This window comes from Achromobacter sp. UBA4530, assembly GCF_002388205.1.
GTDB lineage: Bacteria > Pseudomonadota > Gammaproteobacteria > Burkholderiales > Burkholderiaceae_B > Achromobacter > Achromobacter animicus.
In genome coordinates this window covers 264,264-281,332 of record NZ_DGMA01000025.1, presented here as the reverse complement: position 1 = coordinate 281,332, position 17,069 = coordinate 264,264, and the positions used below count along the sequence as shown (strand labels likewise).

Genomic DNA, 17,069 nt, shown 5'->3' with positions numbered 1-17,069 from the left:
CTTCCCCCCCAGGGGGGCGCCGCAGCGGACCGGCGGAGCCCGGATCCGCGCGGCCCCGCTGGCCCTCGCTGGCGCTTCGGGATGCGTGACTTTCTGGACACCTTCTTTTTATTTATTGCAGACCGGCCGTGCAATGCGCACCCGGCACTAGAGGAAATCCATCATGAGCAAAGACTGGCCTCTGTGGGAAGTCTTCATCCGCAGCCAGCACGGCCTGGCGCACAAGCACGTGGGCAGCCTGCACGCGCCGGATGCGGAAATGGCGATCAATCACGCCCGCGACGTTTACACGCGCCGCAACGAGGGTCTGAGCATCTGGGTGGTGCGTGCGTCGGATATTTCGGCCAGCAGCCCGGGCGACAAGGATCCGCTGTTCGAGCCGGCCAACAGCAAGGTCTACCGGCATCCGACCTTCTTCCCGATGCCCGAAGAAATCAAGCACATGTAAGGCGGGTGGGGGAGACATGGACAAAGCATTGTTTGAATACCTGCTGCGCCTGGGCGACACGTCGCTCATCCTGTCGCAGCGGCTGGGCGCCTGGACGGGCCACGGTCCCATCCTGGAAGAGGACCTGGCGCTGACCAATACCGCGCTCGACCTGCTGGGCCAGGCCCGCATGTGGCTGACGCTGGCCGGCGAGGTCGAAGGCGCGGGCCGCGACGAGGACGCGCTGGCCTATCTGCGCGACGCGCACGAGTTCCGCAACGCGCTGCTGGTCGAGCGCGACAACGGCAACTACGCCGACACGATGGCGCGGCAGTTCCTGTTCGACGTCTGGCACTACTTCCTGCTGCAGCGCCTGGAGGCGTCCACGGATGAGCGCGTCGCGGCCATCGCGGCCAAGTCGCTCAAGGAAGTGACCTATCACGTGCGCCGCTCCTCGGACATGGTGGTGCGCCTGGGCGATGGCACGGCGGAAAGCCACGCCAAGATGCAGGCCGCCATTGACGACGCCTGGCGTTTCACGGGCGAGCTCTTCACCGACGACGACATCGACCAGGACGTCGCGGCGCGCGGTATCGGTTGTGCCCTGTCTGCGCTGCGCCAGCCGTGGCTTGCGCACGTGTGCGAAGTGCTGGAAGAAGCCACCCTGACCGTTCCCGACGAAGCCGCCGCCAACCACGCCGCGCATCGCGGCGGCCGGCAGGGCAAGCACACCGAGGCGCTGGGCTATGTGCTGGCGGAGATGCAGCATCTGCACCGCGCCTACCCGGGAGCCACGTGGTGAACGCGCTGGCGCCCATTTCCGCCGACCAGGTCTATGCCTGGCTGCAGGAGGTCCCGGACCCCGAGATCCCCGTGCTGTCCGTGGTGGACCTGGGCGTGGTGCGTGACGTGTCGTGGGACGGCGATGCATGCGTCGTCGTCATCACGCCCACCTATTCGGGCTGCCCGGCCATGCGCGAGATCACGCAGGACATCCGTCAGACGCTCGAACGCCACGGCGTGTCCGAGGTCCGGGTGGAGACGCGTCTTGCGCCCGCCTGGACGACCGACTGGATGAGCGAAAAAGGGCGCGAGGCGCTCAAGGGCTACGGCATCGCCGCGCCCGCTGAACGCGCCATCGACATTTCGGGCATCAGCCGCCGCACGGCGGCCCCGGCCATCGCCTGCCCGCGCTGCGGCTCGCGCGACACGCGGCTGGTCAGCAATTTCGGGTCGACGTCGTGCAAGGCGCTGTATCGCTGCGTTTCGTGCCGCGAGCCCTTCGATTATTTCAAGACTCACTAAAGAGTGGTTTCGAGATGAGCCAGAACCAATTCCATGCTTTGAAGGTGGCGTCCGTGGCGCGCAATACGCGCGATGCCGTGGTCGTGACCTTTGATCTGCCCGACACGCTGACGAACGAGTTCGCCTTCCTGCCCGGCCAATACCTGACGCTGCGCACCCAGCTCAATGGCGAAGAACTGCGCCGTTCGTATTCGATCTGTTCGGCGCCGCACGACAAGCTCTTGCGCGTGGCGATCAAGAAGGTCGACGAGGGCGTGTTCTCGAGCTGGGCCAATCACGAATTGCAGCCCGGCCAGACCCTGGAGGTCATGGCGCCGGCGGGCAACTTCACGGTGGACTTCTCGCCCGAGAACCAGCGCCACTATGTGGCGTTTGCCGTGGGCAGCGGCATCACCCCCGTGTTTTCGCTGGTCAAGACGGCGCTGTCGACCGAGCCGCGCAGCAAGTTCACGCTGTTCTTCGGCAACCGCGCCTCGTCCGCGGTGCTGTTCCGCGAGGAAATCGAGGACCTGAAGAACCTGTACATGGACCGCTTCTCGCTGGTCTACGTGATGAGCCGCGAAACGCAGGACATCGAGCTCTTCAACGGCCGCCTGGATGGCGACAAGGTCGACCAGCTGATGTCGGCCTGGATGAGTCCCGAGGATATCGATTACGCTTTTGTGTGCGGTCCGCAGACCATGACCGAGAGCGTGGTCGAACGGTTGCAGGCGCGCGGCATCCCCAAGTCGAACATCAAGTTCGAGCTCTTCGGCGCACCCAAGGGGCCGCGCGCGCTGCGCACCGGCCAGGACGCCCCGCAGGCGCCCGGCAAGGGGCAGTGCGAAGTCACCGTGGTGCAGGACGGACACAGCCGCATGTTCGTCATCGACAAGAACAAGGACAGCGTGCTGGATTCGGCGCTGGCGCAGGGCATTGAACTGCCGTATTCGTGCAAGGGCGGGGTATGTTCCACGTGCCGTTGCAAGGTGATTGAAGGCGAGGTGGACATGGACGCCAACTTCGCCCTTGAAGATTATGAAGTCGCGCGCGGGTTCATCCTGAGCTGCCAGAGCTTCCCGGTCAGCGACCGGCTGGTCATCGACTTCGACCAGGAAACCTGACCCGGCGCACGCCAGGCAAGCATTCAAAACTTATTGGAGAGACGAGCGTGTCCCAGAAATTCTTCGAACGTCACCAGCCCCTGCTGGAACAATCCCTGGCTGCCGCCGCGCTGCGCGGCTACTGGAGCCCGTTTGCCGAGTCGCCCAGCCCGCGCAACTACGGCGAGACCGCCAACGACGAAGGCCGCGCCGCCTTCGAAGCGCTTCAGGGCAAGCCCTTTCCGCTGAACCTGCATGATGCCGACGGCGTCGTGGGCGGCGAAAAATCTCCCTATGGTTTCGACCTGGGCATCACGTATCCCCGCGTGCCGGCGGACAAGCTGATCGCCGCCTCCAAACGCGCGCTGGAAGACTGGCGCCGCGCCGGTCCCCACGCCTGGGTGGGCGTGTCGCTGGAAATCCTGGCGCGCCTGAACAAGCTCAGCTTCCAGATCGCCTACGCGGTCCAGCACACCACGGGCCAGGGCTTCATGATGGCCTTCCAGGCCGGTGGCCCGCACGCGCAGGACCGCGGCTTTGAAGCCGTGACCTACGCCTGGCAGGAAATGTCGCGCATCCCGGGCACCGCCGTCTGGGAAAAGCCGCAGGGCAAGAACGATCCCATTCGCATGGAAAAGCAGTTCACCGTCGTGCCGCGCGGCGTCGCGCTGGTGATCGGCTGCTCGACCTTCCCGACGTGGAACGGCTACCCCGGCCTCTTCGCCAGCCTGGCGACGGGCAACACCGTCATCGTCAAGCCGCACCCGGGCGCGATCCTGCCGCTGGCCATCACCGTGAAGGTGGCGCGCGAAGTGCTGCAGGAAGCGGGCTTCGATCCCGACGTCGTGCAACTGGCCGCCCACGAGGCAGGTGACGCCACCGCGCAGAAGCTGGCGCTGGACCCCGCCGTCAAGATCGTTGACTTCACCGGCAGCACCGCCAACGGCGACTGGCTTGAAAACAATGCGCGCCAGGCTCAGGTCTACACCGAGAAGGCCGGCGTGAACCAGGTCATCATCGATTCGACGAACGACCTGAAGGGCGTGGCCCGCAACCTGGCGTTCTCGCTGGCCCTGTATTCCGGTCAGATGTGCACGGCGCCGCAGAACATCTACGTGCCGCGCGACGGCATCAACACGCCGGAAGGTCGTGTCAGCTTCGACGACGTGGCCGCCGCGCTGGGCGTGGCGCTGGAAAAAGTGGGCGCCGATGCCGCCAAGGCCGTCGAGCTGACGGGCGCCATCCAGAACGAAGGCATCGTCGAGCGCATCGAGAAAGCCCGTGCGCTGGGTCTGCCCGTTGTGGCGGACAGCAAGACGCTGGCGCATCCCCAGTTCGAAAACGCCCGCGTGCGCACGCCGCTGCTGCTGCGCACCGAGGCCGGCAATGCGGCGCTGGGCCAAGAGTGGTTCGGCCCCATCGCGTTTGTCGTCGCCACGGATTCCACCGCGCACAGCATCCAGCTGGCGCGCGACAGCGTCATCAAGCACGGCGCGCTGTCGCTGTCGGCCTACACGACGGATGATCGCGTGGCCGAGCAGGTGCAGGACGCCGCCGAAGTCTCGGGCGTGTCGCTCTCGCTGAACCTGACCGGCGCGGTGTTCGTCAACCAGACCGCCGCCTTCAGCGACTTCCACGGCACCGGCGCCAATCCGGCGGCCAATGCCGCGCTGTCGGACACGGCGTTTGTCTCGAACCGCTTCCGCGTGGTGCAAACCCGCCGTCACATCTAAGCCGGGCGATCGCAGATGAGCTATCAGGATATTCAATTCGACCTGTCCGGCGGCGTTGCCCGCCTGACGCTGAACCGCCCGGACAAGCTGAACAGCTTCACGGCCAACATGCACGCCGAAGTGGCCGACGCGCTGACCCGCGTCGAAACCGAAGGCGCGCGCGTGCTGGTGCTGACCGGCGCGGGCCGCGGCTTCTGCGCCGGCCAGGACCTGAGCGAGCGCAAGCCCGCACCGGACGGCACGCCGCCCGACCTGGGTGAGACCGTCGACAAGTTCTATGGCCCGCTGGTGCGCCGCCTCAACGCCTTGCCCATGCCCGTCGTGGTGGGCGTCAATGGCGTCGCGGCAGGCGCGGGCGCCAATCTGGCCTTCGCGGGCGACATCGTCATCGCCAAGGCCTCGGCCAGCTTCATCCAGTCGTTCTGCCGCCTGGGCCTCATCCCCGACACGGGCGGCACGTTCGTGCTGCCGCGTCTGGTGGGCCGCGCGCGGGCCATGGGCCTGGCGATGCTGGGCGACAAGCTCAGCGCCAAGCAGGCAGAAGAGTGGGGCCTGATCTGGCAGTGCGTGGCGGACGAGGAATTCGATGCCACGCTGGACCGCCTGGCCACGCACTTCGCGGCCGCGCCCACCAAGGGCCTGGCGTTCACCAAGCGCGCGCTGCAGGCCAGTTTGGGCAATGACCTGTCCACGCAGCTCGACCTGGAACGCGACATGATGCGCGAACTGGGCCAAAGCGCGGACTACGCCGAGGGCGTCGCCGCGTTCCTTGGCAAGCGTGAACCGCAGTTCAAGGGGCAATGATGAGCGTGCACGTTCCCCCCGTTGAAGTGCCGACCGACCCGCAGGCGCTGGCGCAGGCCGTGGGCTCGGTGATGTATGCCGGCGACGCGGCCACGCAAGGCCTGGACATGAAGATCGAGGAAATGGCGCCGGGCTATGCGCGGCTGACCATGCGCGTTCGGCCCGACATGCTGAACGGCCACAAGACCTGCCACGGCGGTTTCATCTTCGCCCTGGCCGACAGCGCGTTCGCGTTTTCATGCAATTCGCGCAACGTCAGCACGGTGGCGTCGGGCTGCACGATCGACTATCTGGCGCCGGGATTCGAAGGCGACCTGCTGACCGCCGTCGCCCAGGAGCGTTCGCTGGCCGGCCGCACCGGCGTCTATGACGTCACCGTCACCAATCAGGATGGACGCAACGTGGCCTTGTTCAGGGGGCGTTCCTACCGCATCAAGGGCCAGATCGTCGGGACGCCCACGGACGCCTGACTGCTGCACCGTACCAAAGAGAAGAGAGACATCATCATGCCCAACACCATGAGCAAGCCGGGACTGGATCCTATCGAGCATGCCAGCCAGGACGAGCTGCGGGCCCTGCAGCTCGATCGCTTGAAGTGGACCCTCAAGCATGCGTACGAAAACGTCCCGCACTACAAGAAGGCGTTCGACGAAGCCGGCGTGCATCCCGACGACTTGAAGCAGTTGTCGGATATTTCGAAGTTCCCGTTCACGACCAAGAAGGAACTGCGCGAGAACTATCCGTTCGGCATGTTCGCCGTGCCGCGCGAGCGCATCTCGCGCATTCATGCGTCCAGCGGCACGACCGGCAAGCCGACCGTGGTCGGCTACACCCAGGGCGACCTGGACAACTGGGCCAACCTGGTGGCGCGCTCCATCCGCGCCGCAGGCGGCAAGCCCGGCGATACCGTGCACGTGGCCTATGGGTACGGGCTGTTCACCGGCGGCCTGGGCGCGCACTACGGCGCCGAGCGCCTGGGTTGCACGGTCATTCCGATGTCCGGCGGGCAGACCGAAAAGCAGGTGCAGCTGATCAATGATTTCCGTCCGGACATCATCATGGTCACGCCTTCCTATTTCTGCAACATCCTGGAAGAGCAGCGCCGCCAGGGCATCGACCCGCGTCAAAGCTCGCTGCGCATCGGCATCTTCGGCGCCGAGCCGTGGACCGGCCAGATGCGTGCCGACATCGAAGCCGAAGCGGGCATCGACGCGGTTGATATCTATGGGCTGTCTGAAGTGATGGGCCCGGGCGTGGCGAGCGAATGCGTCGAGACCAAGGACGGTCCGGTGGTCTGGGAGGATCACTTCTACGCCGAGATCATCAACCCGGATACCGGCGAACCGGTGGCCGACGGCGAACCGGGCGAACTGGTGTTCACGTCGCTGACCAAGGAAGCGATGCCGATCGTGCGCTACCGCACGCGCGACCTGACCCGCCTGTTGCCGCCCACCGCGCGCAGCATGCGCCGCATCGGCAAGATCACCGGCCGCAGCGACGACATGCTGATCGTGCGTGGGGTGAACATGTTCCCCACGCAGGTGGAAGAACTGGTCCTGAAGATCGCGCAGCTTGCGCCGCACTATCAGCTGGTGCTGTCCCGTTCGGGCAACATGGACGAACTGGAAATCCTGACAGAAGTGCGCGCGGAGTTCTCGGGCCTGTCCGACGCCGAACGCGCCAATCTGGGCAAGCAGCTGCAGCATGCCGTGAAGACGCACATCGGCGTGAGCGCGCGGATCCAGGTGTCGGATGCCGGGCATGTCGAACGCACCCTGACCGGCAAGGCACGCCGGGTGATCGACAAGCGTCCGAAGTAGAGGGCGCGTCCCTACGCAAAAAAGGCAGCCAACCGGCTGCCTTTCTTCATTTCGCGACCTTTATCGCCCCACCGTTCGCAGTATGCGCCGATACCAGAGGTGCAGCAGGACCGCCGACAAAGCCAGCCCGAACATGGCCATCAGCCACATGCTGCCGGCACCCTGCGGCGAGCCCGGCACCAGCACTTCGCGCAGACCGTCGATGCCGCCCCGGCCGGGACCAAACCCAAACCACCAGCCCCCAACCAGCCCCACGCCCGCCAGCGCGACCGTCTGCAGGATCAGCGGCACGACCGCGATCTTATACGCGCGCAGCAGGTACGAGTTGATGCACTGCATCGAATCGAACAGGTGAAAGAGCGGCAGCACGGCGAGCAGCGTGGTTGCGACGGCGGCAACCGCGCCGTCGTCCGTGTACGCGGCCAGGATCAGCGGACGGCCGATCAGCAGCACCGCAGCCGTCAGCAGCGCGCCGATCAGACCCAGCGCCAGACCGGCCATGCCGGTGCGATGGGCGTGCGCATAATTGCCCGCGCCGATGGCCTGCGCCGTCAGCGCGGCGGTCGCCACGCCCAGCGCCATCGGCATCATGTAGCAGAGCGCGGCCAGGTTCGACATGATCTGATGCCCGCCGGTCACGAAGGTGCCCTCGCGCGCCACCAGCAGCGCCATGAACGTGAACGCTGAGACCTCGACCAGGTACGAGCCGCCCATCGGGATGCCCAGGCGCAGCAGTTCCTTGAGCGCCTTCCAGTCCGGCTTGCCGATGCGAAGCTGGAAGCGGCGGTAATACCGATCGTGCGTGATCACCCACAGACCCAGGCCCAGGCTCATCCACGACACCACGGCTGTCGCCAGCCCCGCGCCGGCCGCGCCCATCGCCGGCAGGCCCAGCTTGCCGTAGATGAAGAGCCAGTTGAACAGCGCCTTGAAGCCGATGATGGACAGGTTGATGGCCATGACGAGCTTGGGCCGCGACACCGCTGTGCCCAGCGCGTAGATGGTGCGGAACACCAGCGCGGCGGGCAGGGCCAGCACCAGTGCCTGCAGGTACGACGCGATGCGGTCGCGCACGCCCGGGGCGACGTCCCCCGACATGAAGAGCCACATGTCCGGAAACAGCATCAGCGCGGCGCCCACGACCGACAGGCCGAGCGCCAGCCACACGCCCTGGCCCCAGCTCTTTCCGACTTCCGCGTTGTTGCCGGCGCCGAACTGCTGCGCCAGGATCGGGATCAGGGCGTGCACGACACCCATCAGGCCGACGAAGACGGTGATGTAGATGGAAGCGGAAAGCGCCATTGCCGCCAGATCGTCGGGGCTGGAGTGTCCCGTCATGGCGGTGTCCAGCACCCCGAAAGAGATGCTGGCCCACTGGCTGATGAGGACGGGCCAGGCCTGCCTGGCGATGCCGCGCAGGGTGGCGCCGAAGGTCATCGGCGCCCCGATCGCGGCGGTCATGGCTTGACGCCGGTTCGCAGCAGGCGGAAGACTTCGGAACGGTCGGCGCGGCGGCCGCCTTGCCAGAGGACTTCGGCGCCTTCGCTGTACGCGGCCGTGCCGTCGCGCAGGCTCTGGTTGGTGGTCTGTTGCAGGACCAGCGTGCAGCGCGTGTCGAACGGGAACGACAGGTTGTTGAAGATCAGGAACGAGGCACGCTGGCCGCTGCCCAGGCTGAGCCCCCGGATGCACTCGCCCGGGCGCTTGTGCTGCGCGATGGCCTGGGCCAGTTGGCCGGACACCGTGCGATAGCTGCGTGCGTAGTCCACGGCAGGTTGCCACAACAGCACGAGCAGGATCCACGTTACGGTCAGGCCGCCGGCCGACAGCACGGTGCCGCGCCACAGCGCCTGGGGACGCACGCGCAGCCGCCAGACGACCAGGACGATCCACCCCAGGGTGAAGAGCAGCGCCAGCGCAAAGGCGACCCACGAGATCACGGGTTCATAACCGGTGGTCTGGCGGGCGATGTTGCGAGAAATCTGCGCCGGCCACTGGAAGTGCAGGGCCACCCAGCCGAGCCAGGCGGTGGCCACCGTCAGCGAAAAACACATGACGGCAAACCAGTCCAGCGTGTTCACCACGCCGCGGCGCAGCGTGGGCAGCGAGAACGCGCCCAGCACCGCGCACGGCACGGCCAGCAGCACGAATTCGGAATCGCTGGCCTCATCCACGAAGAACAGGATCACCGCCGAACACACCAGCAGCATCAGCGGCACCCAGATGTGCGGCGCGTAGATCCAGGCGCGCCACCGCCAGATCGCCAGCAGCGCCAGCGGCCAGGTCGGCCACAGGTACCACGGCAGGTCGCGTAGCGTGCGGGCGGCGTCGTGCAGGCCAGGGATGGCGAAGGACGACAGATTCCAGGTCTTCCAGTTGCGGATCCAGTACTCGCTGCCCTGGCTGGCGGGAATCCACCAGGCAAGGATCAGACCGGTTGCCAGCACCGCGGCCCACAGCATCCAGCGCTTGCACTTCCAGAGCTGGCTGCGCGGATAGAAGGCCAGCGCCACGCCGACCATGATGGGCAGGGCGCCCACCCAACCGCGCGTCAGGAAGCTGGCAGCCAGCGCAATGCCCAGCGTGGTCGAGCCGGTGACGGGACGATCCACCGTGCGCGCCAGCGAATAGAACGCAAGCGCCTGGCATGCCATGATGGCGGGGATGACGGTGGTTTCGTGGGTGCGCTGCAGGATGCCGACCGTGGCAAGCAGCAAAAGGAGGGCGGCGTCGGCCAGCATGCGGCCGTAGTCGCGCGGTTCGGGTTCCCCGCCAAAGGGCAGCGCCAGCGGCTGGGCTTCGGCCCGGCGGCCGAGCAGATACGTGCCGTACCAGACGCTCGAGGCCGTGATGCCGAACCACAGCAGATTGGGCAGGCGGCCGGCAGTGATGTCCCCGATGAACGGCCCGAACAGCCAGATGCTGATGGCGCCCACCCAGGTGATCAGCGGACCTTCCTCGGCGTGGGCCAGGTGCCCCACCTGCGGCAGCAGCCAGGTCAGGCCGCCTTCGCGGATCGCGGTGATCATCGTCGCCAGTCCGACGGCGTCGTCGGTTTTCCACGGGTCGCGCATGAACAGCCCGGCCACGATGTAGGCCAGGGACAGGCCCAGCAGGATAAGGCGGGGCAGTTTTGCGGTGGCTACCGACGTAAGCCGGGCCGGCGTGGAAATGGAAAGTGGGGACACGGGCGTTAATGTAACCGAGTGGTCGGGATGCGCCACCCCCTGACCGGCCTTCTGGCGTCGAGGGGGGAAAAAAAAGCAGCCCGAAGGCTGCCTTTTTGCTGTGACTCCCGTAGGAGCAACAGGATCAGGAAGCGGACTTGACCGTGCCAGCCGTGCGGGCGAAGCGGGCGCGGAACTTTTCCACGCGGCCGGTTTCGACGATGCGGGTCTGGGCGCCAGTGTAGAACGGGTGCGATTCGGAGGTCACGTCGCACTTGAAGAGCGGGTACGTCTTGCCGTCGAGTTCAACGGTTTCGCGCGTTTGGACGGTCGAACGGGTGATGAACTTGTTGCCCGTTTGCAGGTCGGCGAAGACGACTTCGCGGTATTCGGGGTGAATGCCTTCTTTCATGGTGCTTTCCTAGACTCGGTCGAGTCTTTTTCAAGAGTTAGGGTCGCCAGCTACAGCTGCCTGGTTCCGCTGCCGCGGTTCGCTACCAAATCTTGGCGCGACAGGCGCTAGCCACGTATCCAAAAAGTAACCCCGCATTCTAGCACGCGATGCTGCCTGCGGCCAGCCGCAAATGGGCGCCCGGGCTGTCATGCAGCCCGGGTTTCAGCGCGACGCAAATGTCAGAGATCCGTGCGCAGTTTCCAGATTTCCGGAAACAGCACCACTTCCAGCATGCGCCGCAGGTAATCCACGCCAGACGTGCCGCCCGTGCCCCGCTTGAAGCCGATGACGCGTTCGACCGTCGTAACGTGGCGGAATCGCCACAACCGGAAGGCGTCTTCCAGATCGGTCAGCTTTTCACCAAGCTGGTAGAGCGCCCAATAGCGGTCCGTGTCGCGGTAGACCGTCAGCCAGGCGGCTTCGACCGCCGCCGACGCCTGATACGGCTGGGTCCAGTCGCGTTCCAGGTGATCGGCCGGAATATCCAGGCCGTTGCGCGCCAGCAGGCGCAGCGCCTCGTCATACAGCGACGGGGCCTCGTAAGCGCTCTGCACCTGGGCCAGCAGGTCGGCGCGGTGCGAATGCGGCTTGAGCATGGCCGCGTTCTTGTTGCCCAGCAGGAATTCGACCTGGCGGTACTGGTAGCTCTGGAATCCGCTGGAGCGCGCCAAGTAGGGACGCAACGCAGAGTATTCAGGCGGCGTCATGGTTGCCAGCACGTCCCAGGCGTGGACGAGCTGCTCCATGATCTTGCTGACGCGCGCCAGCATCTTGAAGGCCGGCTGCAGGCGGTCCTCTGCGACGCTGGCGATCGCGGCCCGCAGTTCGTGCAGCATCAGCTTCATCCAGAGCTCGCTGGTCTGGTGCTGGATGATGAACAGCATCTCGTTGTGCTCGGGCGACATCGGGTGCTGGGCGCCAAGCAGTTCATCAAGATGCAGATAATCGCCGTAGGTCATGTCGCGCGCGAAATCGAGTTGCGCCTTTTCCTGGTGGACGATGTCTTCGGGGCGTTCGTTCTGGCTCATGCGCGGCCTCCGTGGCAGGGCGGCGCGGCGCGGCGGGCGGATGCGGGCAGGGCGCGCCAGTGGGGCGCGAAAAGGAATTGCATGGTCGATTCTCCAAGCGGGGCGGCTGCTGTCGGGCAGCCGCGCCCGGGCCGGCAAATCAGCCTACAGTTCGCGCAGGACCGCGCGGACCGGGCTGGCATCGGCCTGGATCAGCGCCAACGGCAAGGCGATCAACTCGTAATCGCCTTCCGGCACGTCGTCGAGCACCAGGTTCTCCAGTACCCGCATGTCGTGCCGCAAGATCGTATGGTGGCTGTCCAGGGTCTTGCTGGAAGCGGGGTCGATGCTGGCGGTGTCCAGACCGATCAGCATGACGCCGCGTTCGGCCAGCCATTCGATGGTCTGGGGCGCGTAGGCGGAGAAGTCATCCGTCCACCAGTCCTGCGCGGCGTGCTTGGCGGTGCGCACCAGCACGCGGGGCGGCAGGTTGTGCGCCGCATGGGCTAGATGGTCGATCGTGATGAGATCGCCGCAGTCGATCGCATGGATTACGCGGCAAGGGCCCAGGAAGGGTTCAAGCGAGACTGCGCCGATGGCTGCGGCCCCGTTCTGGTAGTGCAGCGGGGCGTCGGCATGCGCGCCGATGTGCGGCGACATCGTGATTTCGCTGACGTTGACCGGACAGCCGGGCGTGAGCGTCCATTTCCATTGCTGGCGGTACGGCGTGTCGCCCGGAAAGACGGGAGATGCCGTCGAGACGGGCGGGGAAATGTCCCACAGGCGTTTCATGGCGGGCAAGGAAAGGTCGCGAGGGCCGGAATTAGGTTAAGCCTAAAACAATATCGGGCGGTAGTCTAACGGAATTCCGGCGCTTGTTGCGGTCAGAGGCAGCCCAGTTCAGCCAGCGACACCGCCGAGCCTCCCGCGACGATCAGGTGGTCGATCAGTTTGATGTCCACGAGCGCCAGGGCTTCCTTCAGGTGCCGCGTGAAGCCGTGGTCTGCCGCGCTGGGCGACGCCACGCCAGACGGGTGGTTGTGCGCCACGATGAGGGCCGCCGCGTGGTGGCGCAAGGCCTCGCGCACGACCTCCCGCGGGTAGACCGCCGCCTGCGAGAGCGTGCCCCGCGCCAGTTCGCCCGTGGCGATCAGGCGCAGCTGGGCGTCCAGGTACAGGGCGATGCAGTGCTCCACTTGCAGATGGCCGAGCGCCGCCTTGCAATATTGTTTCACTCGGGTGGGGTGGTTCATGGCGGTGTCCCGAACCAGGTCTTCTTCCATGGCGCGGCGGGCCAGTTCCAGCAGCGCCGCCAGGGTGCAGGCTTTGGACGCCCCCAATCCGGCGATGGACATCAGGTCCTGGGGCGAGGTGCTCAGCAACCCGCGCAGCCCGCCGAACCGGTCCAGCAATTGACGGCACAGATCCACTACATTCAGCCCTGGAATCCCCGTGCGCAGCGCGACGGCCAGCAGCTCGGCATCCTGGATCGATGCGGCCCCGTGACGGAGCAGACGCTCTCGGGGACGGTCTTGTTTTGGCAGCCGGACGGACAATTTCATAAGAGGCTCTAAAATCAGGGTTTACTCAAATACCCATACGGTGGCAGATCGTGAGCATCGCCTCTAATGAAGTGAACGTTTTGGTCCGTCCGGATTCCTACCTGACGCTGCATTACCGCATCACCCTGGCCTCGGGCCCGGGGGCGGGTTCCGTGTTCACCGACACCTTCGACGGCCGTCCCGGCACGTTGCAAATGGGCGCCGGGCAGTGGGCCCCTGGCCTGGAGGCCGCGTTGGTCGGCCGCGCCGAGGGCGACAAGTTCAGCGTCACCATCGAGCCGGCAGACGCCTACGGCGACCGCAATCCCGAACTGATCCAGCGCGTGACGCGCGCCATGCTGGCGCAGCACGCCGGCGAGGACGCCACGTTCGAGCCCGGCGACCTGGTTGAATTCACCGCGCCCAATGGCGGCCGCTATTCGGGCGTCCTCAAGGAAATCAACGACGAATCCGCGCTATTCGATTTCAACCACCCGCTGGCAGGCATCAGCCTGAAAGTGGACGTGGCGCTGCTGGGAGTGCTTTGATGAGCCAGGCTGTCACCGCCTCCGACGCCGAAGTCCTGCTGGCGCAGCCGCGCGGCTTCTGTGCAGGCGTGGATCGCGCCATCGATATCGTCGAACGGGCCATCGAACTGCACGGCGCGCCCATCTATGTGCGTCACGAGATCGTTCACAACCGCTACGTCGTGGAAGACCTGCGCGCCAAGGGCGCCATCTTCATCGACGAACTCGACGATGCGCCCGCGGGCGCCATCGTGGTGTTTTCGGCGCATGGCGTCTCCAAGGCCGTGCGCGCTGAAGCGGAAGCGCGCGGGCTGCAGGTCTTTGACGCCACCTGCCCGTTGGTCACCAAGGTTCACATCGAAGTCGCGCGCATGCGCGCCGCCGGCCGCGAGATCATCATGATCGGCCACAAGGGGCATCCCGAGGTCGAAGGCACCCTGGGCCAAGCGCAGGGCGGCATGTACCTCGTCGAAACCGTCGAAGACGTCGCCAGCCTCGAAGTCACCGATCCGGAAAACCTGGCCTACGTCACGCAGACCACGCTGTCGGTCGATGACGCGGCCGCGGTGTCGCAGGCGCTGAAGGCGCGCTTTCCCAGCATCGCCGAGCCCAAGAAAAGCGACATCTGCTACGCCACGCAGAACCGGCAGGATGCGGTCAAGATCCTGGCGCCGGAATGCGATCTGGTGCTGGTCGTGGGCAGCCCCAACAGCTCGAACTCCAATCGCCTGCGCGAAGTGGCCGAGCGCAAGGGCGTCGCGTCCTATCTTATCGACGGCGCGGAATCCATCGACCCCGCCTGGCTCGTCGGCCGCAAGCGCATCGGCGTGACCGCGGGCGCCTCGGCGCCGGAAGTGCTGGTGCAGCAGGTGATCGCGCGCGTCAAGGAACTTGGCGCCGTCTCGGTGCGCAAGATGCCGGGGCTGGAAGAAAACGTCGCGTTTCCGCTGCCCAAGGGCTTGTCGCGCAAGGCGGCCCAGACCGAATCGCTGGAATGAACAAGCGCCGCCCACGCGGGCGGCGCCACAAGAATACCGAGGAGACACCATGCAGCTTTACAGCTACTTCCGCAGCTCGGCCGCGTATCGCGTACGCATTGCCCTGAACCTGAAGGGCCTGCCGTACGAGACCGTGCCGGTTCATCTTCTGAAGGATGGCGGCCAGCAACTGTCGGCCGGCTACCGCAAGGTGAACCCGACCGCGCTGGTTCCCACGCTGGTCGATGGCGATGCGGTCATCGGCCAATCGCTGGCCATCATCGAATACCTGGAAGAAACGCACCCGGAAACGCCGCTGCTTCCTGCCGACGCCATCGGCCGTGCGCGTGTGCGCGATCTGGCGCTGGGCATCGCCTGCGATACGCATCCGCTGAACAACCTGCGCGTGCTGAAGTATCTGAAGCACACGCTGGGCGTGGATGAAGCGGCCAAGACGGCCTGGTACAAGCACTGGGTGCATCAGGGTCTTGAAGCGTTGGAAGCCCAACTGGCTGCTTCCCCCGCCACGGGTCGGTTCTGCCACGGCGACACGCCGACCATCGCGGACCTGTGCCTGGTGCCGCAAGTGGCGAATGCGCAGCGCTTCGAGTGTGACCTGTCGGCCATGCCCAATGTGCTGCGCATCGACGCGGCGTGCCGGGCCCTGCCGGCATTTGAAGCGGCCGCGCCGGGCAACCAGCCCGACGCGGAGTGATGCCCGGCTGATCAGACCCGGCTGATCAGCCGATCTGCACCGGCACGAAGATCTTGTCTTCGCCGCGTTGCACCAGCAAGGCTACGGTCTTGCCCGCCTTCGACAACTCGGCCTTCACCTGGCCGACGTTGTGCACCGGCACCCCATTGAGGGACAGCAGCACGTCGCCGGGCTGAATGCCAGCCTTGGCGGCGGGGCCTGCAGAACGCTCGATGAGCAGGCCTTCCGCACCCGACTCCTGCTGCTCCTGAGGGCTCAGGGGGCGCAGCGCCAGGCCAAGCTGGCCGCGCTGCACTTCCTGGCCGTCGGCCGACGCCTGGGTCTTGTCCTTGGGCACGCCACCCAGCGTTGCGACCATCTCCTTCTGCCCGCCGTTGCGCCATACGTCCAGCTTGATCTTCTCGCCGGGGGCGGCCATGGTGATCGTCGAAGCCAGGTCGCCGGAAGACACGATGGTCTTGCCGTCGATCTTGCGCACCACGTCGCCCGGCTGCAGGCCGGCCTTTTCGGCGGCGCTGCCCTTTTCGACGCTCGACACCAGTGCGCCCGACGGCGAATCCAGCTTGAACGAGTCGGCCAGGTCCTGATTCACTTCCTGCACCGTCACGCCCAGGCGCGCATGCTGCACCTTGCCGTGCTCAAGGATCTGGTCCTTGATCTTGTAGGCCAGGTCGATGGGAATCGAGAACGACAGGCCCTGGAAGCCGCCGGTGCGGCTGTAGATCTGCGAGTTGATGCCCACGACTTCGCCGCGGTCGTTGAACAGCGGACCGCCCGAGTTGCCGGGGTTCACGGCCACGTCGGTCTGGATGAACGGCACCGAGGTGTCGTCCGGGAGCGAACGGCCCTTGGCGCTGACGATGCCGGCGGTGGCGGTGTTCTCCAGGCCGTAGGGCGAGCCGATGGCCAGCACCCATTCGCCCACCTGCAGCTTGTTCACGTCGCCCACCTTGATGACCGGCAGGTTCTTCGCCTCGATCTTGATGACGGCGACGTCGGTCTGCGGGTCTGCGCCCAGGACCTTGGCCTTGTATTCGCGGCGGTCGGTCATCTTTACTGTCACTTCCTTGGCGTCCTGGACCACGTGCGCATTGGTCAGGATGATGCCGTCGGAACTGACGATGAAGCCCGAGCCTTCGCCGCGCATCGGGACTTCACGAGCCGGCGCGCGGCCACGAGCGCCGGGCACCTGGCCAAAGAACTGCGCGAACGGGTCGTCGCTTTCGGCGGCCGACACCTTGCGCGTGCCGCTGACGCTGATGTTGACGACGGCCGGACCGGACTCGCGCGTGATTTGCGCGAAGTTGGGCGGCACGGACGCGCTGATCGGCTGGGACGCAGCGGTGGCGGCGGGGGCTTCGGCAGCCATCGAAACGCTGCCGGTCAAGGCGGTTGCGCCTGCGCCGCCAATGGCGCCGGCTGCAAGCAGCGCCAGGACGAGGCGCGAGGGTTTGATTTGCGTGGTCTTCATGTCGGCTCCTGCGATCATGTTGGGAACATGGCGCTATCT

The 17,069-nt window shown here is 66.0% G+C and carries 18 protein-coding genes; 11 read left to right on the top strand and 7 right to left on the bottom strand.

The features are described 5' to 3' along the window. The first annotated feature begins 163 nt into the window (after positions 1-163). Genes paaB through paaK form a run of 8 tightly spaced genes read left to right on the top strand, consistent with a single transcriptional unit; the run spans position 164 to position 7,171 of the window. On the top strand, positions 164-448 hold the full coding sequence (paaB, locus tag B2W22_RS18280; RefSeq protein ID WP_006388300.1) for a 1,2-phenylacetyl-CoA epoxidase subunit PaaB: 285 nt from the start codon (positions 164-166) through the stop codon (positions 446-448). A gap of 16 nt (positions 449-464) precedes the next feature. Next, positions 465-1,229, top strand: a complete 765-nt coding sequence (gene paaC / locus B2W22_RS18275) for a 1,2-phenylacetyl-CoA epoxidase subunit PaaC (protein WP_286939073.1) — start codon at positions 465-467, stop codon at positions 1,227-1,229. Next, a complete protein-coding gene (gene paaD / locus B2W22_RS18270) occupies positions 1,226-1,732 on the top strand; it encodes a 1,2-phenylacetyl-CoA epoxidase subunit PaaD (RefSeq protein ID WP_218345130.1) in 507 nt (168 codons plus the stop codon). Before paaC ends, paaD begins: the two co-directional genes overlap by 4 nt. Before the next feature lie 14 nt (positions 1,733-1,746). Next, complete coding sequence (gene paaE / locus B2W22_RS18265; protein ID WP_175124707.1) at positions 1,747-2,835, top strand: 1,2-phenylacetyl-CoA epoxidase subunit PaaE; 1,089 nt, start codon at positions 1,747-1,749, stop codon at positions 2,833-2,835. A gap of 47 nt (positions 2,836-2,882) precedes the next feature. Further along, entirely contained in the window at positions 2,883-4,547 is a 1,665-nt protein-coding gene (gene paaN / locus B2W22_RS18260) for a phenylacetic acid degradation protein PaaN (RefSeq protein ID WP_286939070.1), read from the top strand. A 15-nt stretch (positions 4,548-4,562) separates the two neighbouring features. Beyond that, positions 4,563-5,351: a 2-(1,2-epoxy-1,2-dihydrophenyl)acetyl-CoA isomerase PaaG gene (paaG, locus tag B2W22_RS18255; protein WP_175124705.1), complete on the top strand. Its 789-nt coding sequence runs from the start codon at positions 4,563-4,565 to the stop codon at positions 5,349-5,351. Next, positions 5,351-5,821, top strand: a complete 471-nt coding sequence (gene paaI, locus B2W22_RS18250) for a hydroxyphenylacetyl-CoA thioesterase PaaI (protein WP_056569414.1) — start codon at positions 5,351-5,353, stop codon at positions 5,819-5,821. The genes paaG and paaI overlap by 1 nt, the downstream gene beginning before the upstream one ends. A 36-nt stretch (positions 5,822-5,857) precedes the next feature. After that, entirely contained in the window at positions 5,858-7,171 is a 1,314-nt protein-coding gene (paaK, locus tag B2W22_RS18245) for a phenylacetate--CoA ligase PaaK (protein WP_175124704.1), read from the top strand. Between the two features lie 60 nt (positions 7,172-7,231). Here the strand turns inward: paaK and B2W22_RS18240 are convergent, their stop codons facing one another. From B2W22_RS18240 to radC, 6 genes are all read right to left on the bottom strand, one after another. After that, positions 7,232-8,632, bottom strand: a complete 1,401-nt coding sequence (locus tag B2W22_RS18240) for an MATE family efflux transporter (protein ID WP_218345128.1) — start codon at positions 8,630-8,632, stop codon at positions 7,232-7,234. Next, the gene (locus tag B2W22_RS18235) at positions 8,629-10,359 is read right to left on the bottom strand and encodes an ArnT family glycosyltransferase (RefSeq protein WP_175184332.1); all 1,731 of its coding nucleotides are present in this window, start codon (positions 10,357-10,359) and stop codon (positions 8,629-8,631) included. Before B2W22_RS18235 ends, B2W22_RS18240 begins: the two co-directional genes overlap by 4 nt. A gap of 124 nt (positions 10,360-10,483) precedes the next feature. Further along, entirely contained in the window at positions 10,484-10,750 is a 267-nt protein-coding gene (locus B2W22_RS18230; protein ID WP_008164119.1) for a type B 50S ribosomal protein L31, read from the bottom strand. 221 nt (positions 10,751-10,971) lie between these two features. After that, positions 10,972-11,820, bottom strand: a complete 849-nt coding sequence (gene kynA / locus B2W22_RS18225; RefSeq protein ID WP_056567541.1) for a tryptophan 2,3-dioxygenase — start codon at positions 11,818-11,820, stop codon at positions 10,972-10,974. Between the two features lie 144 nt (positions 11,821-11,964). After that, positions 11,965-12,591, bottom strand: coding sequence for an arylformamidase (kynB, locus tag B2W22_RS18220; RefSeq protein ID WP_175124733.1), 627 nt, complete (start codon positions 12,589-12,591; stop codon positions 11,965-11,967). Between the two features lie 92 nt (positions 12,592-12,683). Further along, positions 12,684-13,361 (bottom strand): RadC family protein, encoded by a 678-nt coding sequence (radC, locus tag B2W22_RS18215; RefSeq protein WP_175124701.1) that lies wholly within the window; start codon positions 13,359-13,361, stop codon positions 12,684-12,686. A 50-nt stretch (positions 13,362-13,411) separates the two neighbouring features. Between radC and B2W22_RS18210 the strand changes: the two genes are divergently transcribed. Genes B2W22_RS18210 through maiA form a run of 3 tightly spaced genes read left to right on the top strand, consistent with a single transcriptional unit; the run spans position 13,412 to position 15,559 of the window. After that, a complete protein-coding gene (locus B2W22_RS18210; protein ID WP_286939066.1) occupies positions 13,412-13,888 on the top strand; it encodes an FKBP-type peptidyl-prolyl cis-trans isomerase in 477 nt (158 codons plus the stop codon). Further along, positions 13,888-14,865 (top strand): 4-hydroxy-3-methylbut-2-enyl diphosphate reductase, encoded by a 978-nt coding sequence (gene ispH / locus B2W22_RS18205; protein WP_175124699.1) that lies wholly within the window; start codon positions 13,888-13,890, stop codon positions 14,863-14,865. The genes B2W22_RS18210 and ispH overlap by 1 nt, the downstream gene beginning before the upstream one ends. A gap of 49 nt (positions 14,866-14,914) precedes the next feature. Further along, the gene (gene maiA / locus B2W22_RS18200) at positions 14,915-15,559 is read left to right on the top strand and encodes a maleylacetoacetate isomerase (RefSeq protein ID WP_286939064.1); all 645 of its coding nucleotides are present in this window, start codon (positions 14,915-14,917) and stop codon (positions 15,557-15,559) included. A gap of 25 nt (positions 15,560-15,584) precedes the next feature. Here maiA and B2W22_RS18195 read toward each other — a convergent pair whose 3' ends face one another. Then, on the bottom strand, positions 15,585-17,030 hold the full coding sequence (locus B2W22_RS18195; protein ID WP_175124697.1) for a DegQ family serine endoprotease: 1,446 nt from the start codon (positions 17,028-17,030) through the stop codon (positions 15,585-15,587). Positions 17,031-17,069 lie beyond the last annotated feature (39 nt).

Bases quoted from the DNA above. Each gene is read 5' to 3' on its own strand.
- paaB (WP_006388300.1), top strand. From the start codon at position 164: ATGAGCAAAGACTGGCCTCTGTGGGAAGTCTTCATCCGCAGCCAGCAC.
- paaC (WP_286939073.1), top strand. From the start codon at position 465: ATGGACAAAGCATTGTTTGAATACCTGCTGCGCCTGGGCGACACGTCG.
- paaE (WP_175124707.1), top strand. From the start codon at position 1,747: ATGAGCCAGAACCAATTCCATGCTTTGAAGGTGGCGTCCGTGGCGCGC.
- paaG (WP_175124705.1), top strand. From the start codon at position 4,563: ATGAGCTATCAGGATATTCAATTCGACCTGTCCGGCGGCGTTGCCCGC.
- paaI (WP_056569414.1), top strand. From the start codon at position 5,351: ATGAGCGTGCACGTTCCCCCCGTTGAAGTGCCGACCGACCCGCAGGCG.
- paaK (WP_175124704.1), top strand. From the start codon at position 5,858: ATGCCCAACACCATGAGCAAGCCGGGACTGGATCCTATCGAGCATGCC.
- B2W22_RS18240 (WP_218345128.1), bottom strand. From the start codon at position 8,632: ATGACCGCCGCGATCGGGGCGCCGATGACCTTCGGCGCCACCCTGCGC.
- B2W22_RS18230 (WP_008164119.1), bottom strand. From the start codon at position 10,750: ATGAAAGAAGGCATTCACCCCGAATACCGCGAAGTCGTCTTCGCCGAC.
- kynA (WP_056567541.1), bottom strand. From the start codon at position 11,820: ATGAGCCAGAACGAACGCCCCGAAGACATCGTCCACCAGGAAAAGGCG.
- kynB (WP_175124733.1), bottom strand. From the start codon at position 12,591: ATGAAACGCCTGTGGGACATTTCCCCGCCCGTCTCGACGGCATCTCCC.
- radC (WP_175124701.1), bottom strand. From the start codon at position 13,361: ATGAAATTGTCCGTCCGGCTGCCAAAACAAGACCGTCCCCGAGAGCGT.
- ispH (WP_175124699.1), top strand. From the start codon at position 13,888: ATGAGCCAGGCTGTCACCGCCTCCGACGCCGAAGTCCTGCTGGCGCAG.
- maiA (WP_286939064.1), top strand. From the start codon at position 14,915: ATGCAGCTTTACAGCTACTTCCGCAGCTCGGCCGCGTATCGCGTACGC.
- B2W22_RS18195 (WP_175124697.1), bottom strand. From the start codon at position 17,030: ATGAAGACCACGCAAATCAAACCCTCGCGCCTCGTCCTGGCGCTGCTT.